Source organism: Ignavibacteriales bacterium (assembly GCA_026390795.1).
Taxonomy (GTDB): Bacteria; Bacteroidota; Ignavibacteria; order Ignavibacteriales; family Melioribacteraceae; genus Fen-1258.
Genome location: JAPLFG010000004.1, coordinates 90,272 through 103,372, shown reverse-complemented (window position 1 = coordinate 103,372; position 13,101 = coordinate 90,272). Strand labels below are relative to the sequence as shown.

General features: G+C 36.2%; 10 protein-coding genes. 6 read left to right on the top strand and 4 right to left on the bottom strand.

Going from position 1 to position 13,101, the window contains the following annotated elements:
• Positions 1–10 precede the first annotated feature (10 nt).
• Genes NTX65_15110 through sthA form a run of 3 tightly spaced genes read left to right on the top strand, consistent with a single transcriptional unit; the run spans position 11 to position 2,794 of the window.
• Complete coding sequence (locus NTX65_15110) at positions 11–388, top strand: four helix bundle protein (protein MCX6170668.1); 378 nt, start codon at positions 11–13, stop codon at positions 386–388.
• A gap of 25 nt (positions 389–413) precedes the next feature.
• Positions 414–1,352 (top strand): hypothetical protein, encoded by a 939-nt coding sequence (locus tag NTX65_15105; GenBank protein MCX6170667.1) that lies wholly within the window; start codon positions 414–416, stop codon positions 1,350–1,352.
• A gap of 50 nt (positions 1,353–1,402) precedes the next feature.
• The gene (sthA, locus tag NTX65_15100; protein ID MCX6170666.1) at positions 1,403–2,794 is read left to right on the top strand and encodes a Si-specific NAD(P)(+) transhydrogenase; all 1,392 of its coding nucleotides are present in this window, start codon (positions 1,403–1,405) and stop codon (positions 2,792–2,794) included.
• A gap of 65 nt (positions 2,795–2,859) precedes the next feature.
• Here the strand turns inward: sthA and cydB are convergent, their stop codons facing one another.
• From cydB to NTX65_15085, 3 genes are all read right to left on the bottom strand, one after another.
• The gene (gene cydB / locus NTX65_15095; GenBank protein MCX6170665.1) at positions 2,860–3,888 is read right to left on the bottom strand and encodes a cytochrome d ubiquinol oxidase subunit II; all 1,029 of its coding nucleotides are present in this window, start codon (positions 3,886–3,888) and stop codon (positions 2,860–2,862) included.
• A gap of 4 nt (positions 3,889–3,892) precedes the next feature.
• A complete protein-coding gene (locus NTX65_15090) occupies positions 3,893–5,272 on the bottom strand; it encodes a cytochrome ubiquinol oxidase subunit I (GenBank protein ID MCX6170664.1) in 1,380 nt (459 codons plus the stop codon).
• A gap of 216 nt (positions 5,273–5,488) precedes the next feature.
• A complete protein-coding gene (locus NTX65_15085) occupies positions 5,489–6,751 on the bottom strand; it encodes an MFS transporter (protein MCX6170663.1) in 1,263 nt (420 codons plus the stop codon).
• A gap of 108 nt (positions 6,752–6,859) precedes the next feature.
• Here NTX65_15085 and NTX65_15080 point away from each other — a divergent pair, with 108 nt between their 5' ends.
• Genes NTX65_15080 through NTX65_15070 form a run of 3 tightly spaced genes read left to right on the top strand, consistent with a single transcriptional unit; the run spans position 6,860 to position 9,559 of the window.
• Positions 6,860–7,804 (top strand): Gfo/Idh/MocA family oxidoreductase, encoded by a 945-nt coding sequence (locus NTX65_15080; protein ID MCX6170662.1) that lies wholly within the window; start codon positions 6,860–6,862, stop codon positions 7,802–7,804.
• Between the two features lie 4 nt (positions 7,805–7,808).
• Entirely contained in the window at positions 7,809–8,384 is a 576-nt protein-coding gene (locus tag NTX65_15075) for an acyltransferase (protein ID MCX6170661.1), read from the top strand.
• On the top strand, positions 8,384–9,559 hold the full coding sequence (locus NTX65_15070) for a DegT/DnrJ/EryC1/StrS family aminotransferase (GenBank protein ID MCX6170660.1): 1,176 nt from the start codon (positions 8,384–8,386) through the stop codon (positions 9,557–9,559). The genes NTX65_15075 and NTX65_15070 overlap by 1 nt, the downstream gene beginning before the upstream one ends.
• 83 nt (positions 9,560–9,642) lie before the next feature.
• Here the strand turns inward: NTX65_15070 and NTX65_15065 are convergent, their stop codons facing one another.
• On the bottom strand, positions 9,643–12,834 hold the full coding sequence (locus NTX65_15065) for a T9SS type A sorting domain-containing protein (protein ID MCX6170659.1): 3,192 nt from the start codon (positions 12,832–12,834) through the stop codon (positions 9,643–9,645).
• Positions 12,835–13,101 lie beyond the last annotated feature (267 nt).

The following is a 13,101-nucleotide window of genomic DNA, read 5'->3' as shown; positions in this document are numbered from 1 at the left end:
AGGCAAAATAATCGAAGATGGGAAAGGTAGAGTAACTGAGAAGGGTTTTAATTTTGCCTTAGAAATAATGGAATTGTATAAAGAACTAATAAGAAATTCAGAATTTATTATATCTAAACAGTTATTAAAAACTGCTACGAGTATCGGAGTAAATGTTAATGAAGCTCAGGCGGCGGCTTCAAAAAAAGATTTTTTGAATAAAATGTCTATAGCTGCAAAGGAAGCAAGAGAGAATGATTATTGGTTGAAACTATTACATAAAAGTCAATTTGTGAAATATGATTACGAAAAATATTTGATTGATATTAATGCATTAATAAAAATGCTAACTGCAATTGTAAAAAGTACTAAGAATAATCTAATATTAACGCAAAACAATAAAAACTGATCACTCAAAACTAAACACTATTATAATGCTTTTAGAAACTCTAGATCTTCGTAAAAATGATGTTTTGATCTACTCTCAAAACATGTTCAACTTTAATGATAGCTTTAAGATAATTTATAAAAATGAAAAGATTAAAAGCCCAAGGCGTATTAGTTACTTTGATGTTTGTGCTTTTATAAAAGATCCTTCACCGAAAAACCTAATTATCTATCGCCTTCTTACAAACGTTAACAGTCTTGATGCATATTCAACTAAGTATGGCTACTTCATACAAATTAACGGAAAGATAGAACTGATCTATTTCGACCCGGTTTTTGCAATTAAAGATTTACGGCATCTTCGTTTCGATTTAGATCCGTCTGAATTCCGTTTCAAGATTCAACAAGTTGGGTTAACGTCTCTAACTAAAAAGGAAACTGAACCGAATTTTGCCGAAGTGTATAGCTTTGATCTTAAAGCCGTTGAAGCTCAAAGTCAGAATGATAAAATCTATGCCGATGCGATTTTCGCATTTGATGATTCATTCATTGAAGAAGAAGCAGATGCTCACAAAGTTTCAAAAGATGCCGATGAAATTAAAATGAGAACAATTGAAGACCGGAATCCGAAAGTTGAAGCAATAACTAATGTTGACAAGATTGCCGAGGATATAAATCTTGGCAAACAAAATTTATCAATGCCCAAAACTCCGGATGCGGCTAATGTACAGGTATTTAGAGAAGAAATAATTGACCTCTTGAAACAAGCTCTAGGGATTCCGAACGCAGATAATCAAATTATTAAGGACGCAATAAATAAGGAATCCGCCAGCGCAATTAAAATAAATAATGACACGCAAAACTTGAATTCAGTTGAAGAAAAAGAAGAACCAGTAAACAATTTATTTGATTTATTTAAGTCAACAAGCAAATCCGACGAACTTTCCGAACGAGAAAGAAAGTCTGTTATTTTAAAATTTGATTGAGCTGAGTAACACTGGTTTAATTATTCACTATTCTGATCGGTATAATCATTATGGAAAATAAATACGATGTTATAATTATTGGAAGCGGTCCCGGCGGTGAAGGCGCTGCAATGACTTGCGCTAAAGAGGGAAAAAAAGTTGCAGTGTGCGAAGAATTTTCGCTCGTAGGAGGAAGCAACACTCATAAAGGAACTATTCCAAGTAAAGCGCTTAGACATGCCAGCCAGATATTATATGATAGTAATAAATTTGAAGGCGCTACTTATCAAGAACTGTTGAAACAAACCGCATCGGTTATAAATAGTCAAGTTGAATTAAGGCATGGTTTTTATACCAGAAATTGTGTAGATCTAATTATCGGGAGAGCCAAATTTCTAAATTCAAACTCGGTTGAAGTTACAGAATCATCCGGATTGAAAAAGATTTACTTTGCAGATTCATTTATTATTGCAACCGGTTCGAGACCATATCATACACCAGATGTGGATTTTACTCATCCTAGAATTGTTGACAGCGACAAACTTTTAAAAATTCAAGATAATCCTAAGACGTTAACAATTTACGGTGCCGGAGTTATAGGGTGCGAATACGCTTCGATATTTAGAGGTCTGAGTGTAAAAGTCAATTTGATTAATACGCGCAACCAACTTCTATCTTTTCTTGATGATGAAATAATTGATGCGCTTGCTTATCATTTAAGAGAGAACGGAGTTCTGGTTCGTCATGGCGAAGAATATGAAAAAGTTGAAGCGGATGATAAAGGCGTAACTATTTTTCTTAAGTCCAATAAACAAATTAGAAGCGATTACTTATTATGGGCGCAAGGAAGAACAGGCAATACTCAAAATATGGGACTGGAAGAATTAAATATTGAAATTAATTCCAGAGGATCAATCCCGGTCAATGAATTTTATCAATCAACGGTTCCAAATATTTTTGCAGTGGGTGATGTTATCGGGTATCCGAGTCTTGCAAGCGCGGCTTATGATCAAGGAAGGTTTGCAGCAAGACATTTGATATTTGGTGAAAAGACAACCTTGAAAGCCGAAGATATTCCTACGGGAATTTATACCATTCCTGAAATTAGTTCGGTTGGACTTAATGAAAGAGAATTAACTGAAAAGAAAATTCCGTATGAAGTCGGTCATTCTTTCTTCCGTCATCTTGCAAGAGCGCAGATTACAGGAAGAACAGTCGGCATGTTAAAAATACTTTTTCACAGAGAGACATTGCAGATTCTCGGCATTCATTGTTTTGGTTACGAAGCATCTGAGATTATTCACATCGGACAGGCAATCATGTCTCAGAAAGGAGAAGGTAATACGCTGATGTATTTCATCAACAGTACGTTTAATTATCCTACAATGGCAGAAGCATATCGAGTTGCGGCACTTAACGGATTTAACCGCGTTGAAATGAGCAGACAATCCGGCGGTAAATAAACCGTGAACTAAAATATTAGTTGTAAGCAATAGTCATTTGTCAATGAATAAATGACACCGATTTTTCAATAACTCATTGAATCGATCTTCACCTTTCCTCTAAAAATCCAGTAGATGCTGACTGTGTACGTTAGAACGAACGGCACACCGATTAGCGCGATGATCAGCATTATCTTCAATGTTTCTTGAGATGAAGAAGCATTATAAATATTTAAATGATATGCCGGATCAATCGTAGATTTGACAATATTCGGATACAAGCCAATTGCGAATAAAGCTAATAATGCAGCAATGCTCGCAGCGGATGACAAAAATGCTTTGAACTCTTTTCCGAGATGAATTGAGCGGGGAATATTTGCAACTGCAAGCATATTTAATAATGCAAGTATGAATAACCAAGGATGGGTTTTAAATGGCTGAACCATTTCCGGGTAATAAATTAATGTTGCCATTGTTGTAGAAATGTAGCAGATCGCAAAGAATATTATTGTGTTGTTGGTCCAGTTTCTAACAATTGTCTGAACCTCGCCTTCGGTTTTCATCATTAGATAAATAGCGCCATGCATCATGAAAAGTGAAACTGTTGTAATACCTACCATAACTGTAAATGGAGTAATTAAACCCAAAAATGTTCCGGCAAATTCTTTATCGCTCCCAACCGGGATACCTGTAATAATATTTCCGATAGCTACACCCATCAAAAATGCAATCAAGATACTTGATATTGAAAACGCCGTATCCCAAGCTGTTCTCCACCATTGCATAGTTTGCTTGCTTCTAAACTCAATAGCAACTGCTCTAAAGATTAATACAAAAAGAAGAATCATGAACGCAGTATAAAAACCGGAAAATACAGTTGCATAAACATGCGGGAAAGCGGCAAATAACGCACCGCCGCCGGTTACAAGCCATACTTCATTACCATCCCAAACTGGACCAATTGAGTTTATCAAAATTCTTCTGTTAGTATCTCCCTTCATGAATAAATGCAAAGCTCCGACTCCAAGATCGAAACCATCCAATATTGCATAACCGGTTAAAAGAACACCAATCAGAATGAACCAAATACTATTTAGATCAAAATTGAATTCCATTTTTTCACTTTTGGTTTTTGGAAAATATCATTTTTTGTTTTTCATATTCTGATGTTACTAAATCTGCTTCCATTGGACCGTGTTGAATCTTCTCGTTAAGTAGATAGAGGAAAAGGACAAGAAGCAGAGCATAGATTATCGAAAAAAGTATTAAAGAAAAGATAACTTGATTTGCTTCTACTGCTTTTGAAAGCGCGTCCGATGTTCTAAGTAATCCTTGAACAATCCAGGGCTGTCTGCCGACTTCAGCAGAAAACCAGCCTAATTGGTTTGCTGCCTGAGGCAGTAGAACAGAAAGAACAAATATTTTTAAAAGCCATTTCTTTTGGAAGAGAGTTCCTCTCCATAAATAAAATAAACCGAGCACACTCAACCCGATTAGAGTAAATCCTATTGCAACCATCAGATGATAAGTTTGAAATACAAAATTAACCGGAGGAATCTCATTTTTCTTAAATGCATTTAATCCTTTTATCGGAGTATTGAAATCACCATGTACCAAATAGCTTAGAAAGCCGGGAATTGCTACACCAAAATTTACTTTTTGATTTTTCTCATTTACCCAGCCGAATAAATACATATCAGCAACTTTATTCGAATCGAAGTGAGCTTCATAAGCCGCTAATTTTGCCGGTTGATTTTTGCTAACGCCTACAGCACTGCTATGCCCGGAAACTAATTGAAACAAAGACGCAAAAATTGCAATACCCAAACCGACTTTAAACGATCTGATTGCGAAATCGGTATGCTTATTCCTTAAAAGATAATATGCCGAAACACTCAAAATTAAAAATGAACCTGAAAGCCATGCACCGGATAGAGTATGCATTAATCTTTCCATTGAAGATGGGTTAAATACCATTTGCCAAAAGTTGGTTATCTCGGCACGGGCATTTATACCTTCACCAACAATATGAAACCCGGCTGGAGTCTGCTGCCATGAATTTGCAACCACAATCCAAACAGCACTCAACATAGCACCCAACGCAACCATTATTGTAGAAAAGAAATGCATTTTAGGAGAAACTTTATTCCAACCGAATACTAGGACAGCTAAAAAACCGGATTCAAGAAAGAATGCAAAAATTCCTTCGGCTGCTAATGCACTTCCAAAAACATCGCCGACATATCTTGAGTATGTAGCCCAGTTAGTACCAAACTCGAACTCCATTACAATTCCGGTGGCGACTCCTAATGCAAATGTTAATGCAAAAACACGCACCCAAAATTTTGTCATCTGCTGAAAGATTGGGTTTTTAGTTTTTAAGTAAAGTCCTTCCATTAATACAAGAGCCACTCCTAATCCGATGCTGAGCGGAGGATAGATATAATGGAATGCAATTGTAAATGCGAATTGAATTCTTGATAATAATTCTACTGACATGTTTATATCCGGGTTAAAATTTCTTTATTCATTTTAAGAAACAGTTTGGAAAAAAACTAATCTTAATTTTTTTCCGAATACTAATTTCGCATTTTCATGGAGTTGAATAGCAACCTCTGAAAATTTTTTTTGGGGGATCTAATTTAGTTCTACTAGATTCCCGTTCGCACCTGAATGTGAATGACTTTTTAATATTTCAGAGGTCTCTAACAATCATTATTTTTTCTTCTCAACCAATGTTCTATTGTATAACCACATAAGAGCGGTAGCTAAAAATCCAATTCCAATCATAGAAAACCAGATCATGCTTGGTTTACCGGCGGCTTTAGCTGTTTGATAAATCCATCCACCAAACGGATCACCTGCAAAGCGTGCAATTGCAATCGGTAAAAAAGCATATCCTTGATATAATCCTTGTTGACCTGCCGGAGCAATTTCGGAAATGTATTCATAGTATCTGGGTGCTTGAATCATCTCTCCAATCGCGAATGCTACTATACCTGCAGCAATGGTGGGGATGCTTGGTGATATTCCAATTATTACCCAAATTAAACTTGAGAGCGCGAAACCAACAAGAATTGCTTTAGATGTCGGGAGGTGTTTTGTTAATCTGTTAAGAGGAATTTGTAATAGAATGATAGCACCGGCACCTGCCCAGGACTGTACAATTTCATATGGGGCGCTTTTGCTGATATAATCAGTTATATAGTAAGGAACGATTATAAATTCCTGCCAAAAAATTATCCAGTAAAGTGAATAAATTAGAAGAAAGATCATAAATCTAAAATTGCCGAGAACAACAAATAGATTTGTAATCTTTTTTCCGAGAGATTCAACAACTTCATTTCCTTTTACCTTAACATCTTTGTACAATATTAGATTTACAACCAGCATCGCGAAACAGCTGACTGAAGAAACGATATAAACAAATTCGTTACCAAATCTATCTCTTACAAAATAGGCGATTGTTGGACCTATCATTGCGCCGGCATTAACCAGCCAATAATAAATTGCAAATCCGAGTGATTTAGTCTCTTCTTTCGAAGTAACTGCAACTGTACCCAATACAGAGGGTTTAATAAACGATCCTCCTAATGCAGTGAAAACAAGAAATGCCATCAACAGCCAGTATTGAGAGAAGCCGCCATAGATTCCCGCGAAAGCGCTCATTCCAACCGAACCGATTAAAAAATATCCGAGTCCTAAAATTGAAAATGCAATGCTGAATGCGCGTCTGAATCCCCATTTATCTGCTAAAGTTCCACCTAAGATCGGAAGTAAATAAATTAGTCCTCCGAACATACCGGAGAGTTGTCCGGCTTCTGATTCGGTGAAGCCGAGTTTATTGCGCATATAAATCATAAAAACAATTTGCTGACCGTAGTAGGCAAGCCGTTCAAACAATTCCATTCCATTAGCAACCCAGAAAGAAGGAAGAAAACCAGTTTTAATTTTTTGGACTTCGGAAGAGATGCTCACAATTACTCCGTATTAGTTGTAGTCGGTTCGCAATTTAATCTAAATCAGTATAGTTATTCAAACACTATTTGCTAAATTTGTCAGTAAAATTTATCGATTAATATCAGAATGAAAAGATTCGGATTAACAGGTGCCGCCGGTTATGTAGCCCCGCGTCATCTTAAAGCAATAAAAGAGACGGGTAATGAACTAACCGCATGTTTTGATCCGCATGATTCTGTCGGTGTGCTGGATCATTTCTTTCCGCATGCAAATTATTTTACCGGATATGAACGATTTGAACGATATCTTGCAAAGCTTGCTCTGCATTCAGAAACTAAAATTGATTTTTTAACTGTCTGTTCTCCCAATCATATACATGATTCTCAAATAAGGTTAGGTCTAAATATCGGTGCCGATGTAATATGCGAAAAACCCTTAGTCTTATTTCCGCAGAATCTTGATTTACTTGAAGAATTGGAAAGTAAAACCGGTAAAAAAGTTTATACAGTGATGCAATTGAGAAATCATCCGTCTTTAATTTCATTGAAAAAAGAGATCAAAAATTCATCGGACAAAAAACATAAAGTCGAACTAACTTATATTGCTTCGCGCGGTAATTGGTATCACTACTCTTGGAAAGGGGATGAAGAGAAGAGCGGCGGTGTTGCAACTAATATCGGTATTCATCTTTTCGATCTTTTAATCTGGCTGTTTGGCGGAGTTGTAAATAGTGAAGTGCATCTTTCCAATCAAAATAAAATGTCCGGATTGTTAGAATTGCAGAACGCTAATGTAGTCTGGTATTTATCTATTGACGAAAATGATTTGCCAAAAGAAATCAAATTACAGAATAAACCCACATACCGCTCTATAATTGTTGATGATAAAGAGATCGAATTTACAGACGGATTCTCTGATCTTCATACAAAAGTTTATGGAGAAATTTTAAGCGGAAGGGGACTAGGTATTATCGATGCAAGACCGTCCATCGAAGCAGTTTACAATATCCGATTCGCGAAAGTGTCTGAGAATAAAAATTTAATTCATCCATTACTTAGTAAAGTGAGATGAGGTTATGAATTATTTTAAACATGAATCCGCATATGTTGATGAAAATGTTGAGATTGGCGAAGGAACAAAAATTTGGCATTTCTCACATGTACAATCCGGTGCAAGAATCGGGACAAATTGTGTACTTGGACAAAATGTAAATGTTGGTTCCAATGTTGTTATTGGAAATTTTGTCAAGATACAAAATAATGTTTCTGTTTATGAAGGAGTGATATTAGAAGATTATGTTTTTTGCGGTCCTTCAATGGTATTTACAAATATCATCGATCCGAGAAGCAAGTATCCGCAAGTCGGTTCTAAATACTACATCAAAACTTTGGTGAAAGAGGGCGCTTCGCTTGGTGCTAATTCTACAATTGTATGCGGACACACAATCGGAAAATTTGCTTTCATTGGCGCCGGTGCAGTAGTTACTAAAAATGTTCCGGATTACGCTTTGGTAGTTGGCAATCCCGCTAGACACGTTGGATGGTTGAGCGAAGCAGGACAGAAATTAATTTTTGATAAAGATGGAATAGCATATTGTAGTAAGTCAAATAAAAAATATAAACTAGAAAAAAATATTGTTACGGAGGTGTAATGAAAGTCCCGTTGTTAGATTTAAAACCGCAATACCAATCGTTAAAAAAAGAAATTGATGAAGCTGTGCAGCGCGTTATTGATTCGCAATATTTTATTATGGGTCCCGATGTTGCAAAACTGGAAGAAGAAATTTGTAACTACCTTGGATGTAAAAAAGCTGTAGGTGTTTCATCCGGTACCGATGCTCTTTTGCTAGCTTTAATGGCACTCGAAATTCAGCCCGGCGATGAAGTAATTGTTCCGACTTATTCATTCTTTGCTACCGCTGGAGTTGTTGCTCGTTTGAATGCTGTGCCTGTATTTGTTGACTGTGATCCTGTAACATTTAATATTGATTCGAATAAGATCGAAGAAAAAATAACATCGAAGACTAAAGCAATAATCCCCGTTCACCTTTACGGTCAAAGTGCGCGGATGAATGAGATAATGAAAATTGCAAATAAAAATAATCTGTTCGTTGTTGAAGATGCTGCTCAAGCTATCGGCGTTCAATACAAAAACGGAAAATTTGTAGGTACAATTGGAGATATTGGATGTTTTTCATTTTTCCCGAGTAAAAATCTTGGCGGATTTGGCGACGGTGGAATTGTAACAACCAATAATGAAGCGCTCGGTGAGAAGATGCGTATTCAGCGTGTTCACGGAATGGAGCCAAAGTACTATCATAAAATGATGGGCGGTAATTTTAGATTGGATGCTCTTCAAGCTGCTGTGCTAAGAGTTAAACTGCCGCATCTCGATTCATGGTCTGCAAAAAGAAGAGAAAATGCCGATTCGTATTCAAAATATTTTGTAGCTGCCGGTCTGGCAACCGAAGAAGGAATTTTGGTTTTTGATTCTAATAATAAAGTCCTGCTGCCAAAAGCCGTTTATAAAACTTCCGGATTTAAGAATCACCATATTTACAATCAGTATATTATTAGAGTAGAGAATCGGGATTCATTAATTGACTATTTGAGAAAGAAAGAGATTGGCTGCGAAATCTATTATCCGGTTCCATTTCACCGTCAAGAATGTTTTTCATACTTGAAATGCAAAGATGAAGATTATCCGGTTTCTAATAGCGCGGCAAGTAGTTCAATCGCTCTGCCGATCTACCCGGAATTGAGCGATGAGCAGATTAAATTTGTCGTAGATACAATTGCAGAATTTATTAAGGAAAGTTCTAACTAAATTGAAATGTAAACATCCTGTTTGCATGAAAATGAAAAGAAACACTATTCATAAAAAAGCCCCGCGTGCGGGGCTTTTTTAATTTACTTCATCAATATAAGCTTCTTACTTACCGAATAATTATCCGTCTGCAATCTGTAGAAATAAATTCCGCTTGATAAATTTGCCGCGTTAAATTCTACTTCATGATATCCTGCGGGTTGCTGGGCTTTAACAAGCGATGCAACTTCATTGCCAAGAACATCAAATATTTTCAACTGTACGAATGAACCTGTAGGAATTAAATATCGGATTCTTGTCGTAGGATTAAATGGGTTTGGATAATTCTGGAATAAAGTATACTGAGACGGAATTGAATTACCATTTTCCTTAACATCAGTTAAAACATTAATAACAGCTGCTATCCAAAGATCGAGATCAAAATGTTTATCACCCCATTCAAGATATACGTCTTTTAAACTTTCGTCAGACCATTTTTCCCATGCTCTTCTTTGGTTATTTCCTTGTCCTACTGTATCAGCAATAATTCCAAACTGATCATCAAAACTACTTGCCCATTCCAGGCCAACAAAAAAAGAACCGCTAAAGAAAACTTGTGGAGAAATTGTGAATGAATTAAACACAACGCCTTTATTGCTGATATCAATCACGTTGGTTGAATAAGCTTGTGAGTAAAGTAGTGTGTTTGGTGCACCGTTGGTGCCAACACTTCTAACAACCAGATTAAAATTATCTGCAGCGCCTGTAATTGTTTTCGCCGCAAAATAAATTTTTACTTCTGCTAAGTTGCCAGTTCCGTTAAAATCGAAGCGCTGGTATTTACCTAAGTCACCATATTTATTCGGCCCGAAAACGTAGCCGGGAATTTCGCCTGGAACAGGAGGATCTGATGGTGTTACTGTCCATGTTATACCTTTGTCACCGTAGAACAATGTTTGTGTAGAAGTCTGGCCTGAAATCGAAAGTTGCACAATTGTAGAAGCAGAACTTATATTGTTGGAAGTATCGAACGCCTTAACCATAAACCAATAATTTTTTCCGCCGGGTAAATTTGTGAGCGTAATTGAATTTGCATTTATAACAAGAATAGGGGAGTTCCCTTGAGAAGCTCCTGTTGCGGTCCAATTAGTTCCGTCGATGCTGTAATAAAAATAGTAACCGGATAAATCTGGTTCTGTGTTTTTTGTCCAGTTAAATGTAGCCGAGCCGGTTCCTGTTAATTGACCGGTAAAGTTTGTTGGTGCCGTTGGTGAAATTGCATCCGGTACATTAACAGCTTTGTTGATTACTTTATCTGTTAAACCTGTCGCACTGATTGTTAATTTATATAAATTAAATCCTGAATTGCTTGCATTTGCTCTTACTGAAAAATCAACAGTAGCAGTTTTATTTGATAAAATAGTTCCAACGCTTTGAGTCAAAGTACCTGAAGCTAAAGTTAATCCATTGAATAAATCTAATTTAACGCTAACATTAGTAGCGGAAACTGTACCTGTATTAAATATATCTAAGTGGACAGTGAAAGGATTAGGTGTTAAAGTACCGCTTTGCAACAATAAACTCGATGGAGTCGTAATTGAAACAGCTAACGGTGGCTGCAATTCAACATTTGGTTTAATACTTCTTGATGCTTTGTTATTTGATTCATTTGATTCTGTAATTAGATTAGCCGGATCAACTTTCACAACAATGTTTCGGTACTCCGGACTCGTTGGAACTTTATAAGTAAAATAGAATGTATTCGTTCCGTTAACAGAAATAGAAGAAAGTACGCCGCTTCCAATAATTGGTGCATTACCTCCCGCATCAGGATCTCCGTCATACGCAACACAATTAACATTTGATGCTGCCACATTCCCGTAATTATGAACTGTTACTGTAACTGTTATATTATCACCGGCATTTATATCTGTATCGGCTTTGTTGTATGCAATATCTGCTGTTGATATTGCTAAGTCGGGATAATCTAGAGAATAAGCGAGAGGCATAAAATCGGCACCGGCGCCACTATTGCTTTGGAGTACGGAAACATTACCCGTTGCTTCTATTTTGTAAACATAGCGACCTGTAGCGGAGGTAAAAGTATAATTTTTACCCTCTTCCAAAGCCCCTTGATACTTTACTGTTGAATTTGTGTAAGGAAATACATCATATGATCCAAGCTCCGTAATTTTAATGGTGTTGGCATTATCAAATGAGAATATATCTATTCGGCTTCCGATAGTAGGTACATAAAATAATTTTCCAAATCCCTTCCCGTTTTCATCTATCGCTCTGGTCATATATTGATAAGCAGATGTAGTGTAAGTAAAAGGTATATTAGCTGCAGAGACAGGACCGGTTGATGTCACTGTCCAAAATGTTGGAGTATTTATATTTTCTGCTTTTACTTGACCTTTTTGTATAGTGTAAGTTTTTATAACTGCACCTGTGGAAGAGTTTTTAACTGTAACTGTATTATTATCTGCGTATGACGTTACAACTATACTGTTATCCCAACTGCCTACGTAGGCAGAGTATCCATAAAATGAAGTACCAACAAACGATCCATTACTTGAAGGTACATAATAATCTTGATCCGCATAGGATAAAGCAGAGATCGGTTTAGTGCCGATTACTTGCAAAAATTTAGAATAAGGTACAGTATTAGAATTTTTAAACGAATAGTGTTCTCCGGTATTTAATGTTCCGGCTGCAAGAATATTACCACTTGTAAGATCCTTGACGGTAAATCCTGTATTATCATTGTAGGAGAAAACAATAAAGTCTTCTCCGCCATCGTAAGATTTTGTCATGTAAGTATTCAATTTTGTTGATAAGCCTCGGCCTGCTTCATCAACTGCATAATAACCATCTACTCCACCATAATATTGTCTCGTATCGAAGGCATCACCCACAAGTACAGTATAAGTTTTATTACCAACAACACGATAGATCCCAGTGGAGATCCCTGAAGTAAAATTATAATATGAATCTACTCCCAGAGTTTTAGATTCTTTTAAAGTCCCATTTGCATCATACACTGAAATTTGTGTGTTATCGAAATATGAAAAAACTGCAATGGACGCAAAAGTATAAACTGTTGTGGAAAAATTTCCATTTGTTTCTTTTGGTGTAAGAAATGAATTCCTCATTTCCGGGAAGGTAAATTTATCTTGCTTTAAAATACTTTCCGGTATTGCTGATCTAGTTCTTTGTGCTAAATAATTAGTTGTTGTAAATAAATAGAATAAGGAAAATGTAAATAGGATTAATTTGGTAGAAGTTTTGAACATACTGCCTCCTCGATATATTATGTATAATTCTAGAAATGGAAAAGAATCTATATATGTATATATATAAACTATAATAACCGAGGAGCTACTATCCAAACTAAATACAACATCGACAATATGTGGACAATAGATAATATATTATCGAACAAACTTGTATAGAATTTAGATCTTCGCGCTTGCATTGTCAAGTTGGATTTTATTCAAAGTGACCTAGAAAACACGTCAATCCGGCTGAAGTTGTGATGTCCTTTAGATTTCATTCTTTAC

Bases quoted from the DNA above. Each gene is read 5' to 3' on its own strand.
- NTX65_15080 (MCX6170662.1), top strand. From the start codon at position 6,860: ATGAAAAGATTCGGATTAACAGGTGCCGCCGGTTATGTAGCCCCGCGT.
- NTX65_15065 (MCX6170659.1), bottom strand. From the start codon at position 12,834: ATGTTCAAAACTTCTACCAAATTAATCCTATTTACATTTTCCTTATTC.
- NTX65_15075 (MCX6170661.1), top strand. From the start codon at position 7,809: ATGAATTATTTTAAACATGAATCCGCATATGTTGATGAAAATGTTGAG.
- NTX65_15090 (MCX6170664.1), bottom strand. From the start codon at position 5,272: ATGTCAGTAGAATTATTATCAAGAATTCAATTCGCATTTACAATTGCA.
- cydB (MCX6170665.1), bottom strand. From the start codon at position 3,888: ATGGAATTCAATTTTGATCTAAATAGTATTTGGTTCATTCTGATTGGT.
- NTX65_15070 (MCX6170660.1), top strand. From the start codon at position 8,384: ATGAAAGTCCCGTTGTTAGATTTAAAACCGCAATACCAATCGTTAAAA.
- sthA (MCX6170666.1), top strand. From the start codon at position 1,403: ATGGAAAATAAATACGATGTTATAATTATTGGAAGCGGTCCCGGCGGT.
- NTX65_15105 (MCX6170667.1), top strand. From the start codon at position 414: ATGCTTTTAGAAACTCTAGATCTTCGTAAAAATGATGTTTTGATCTAC.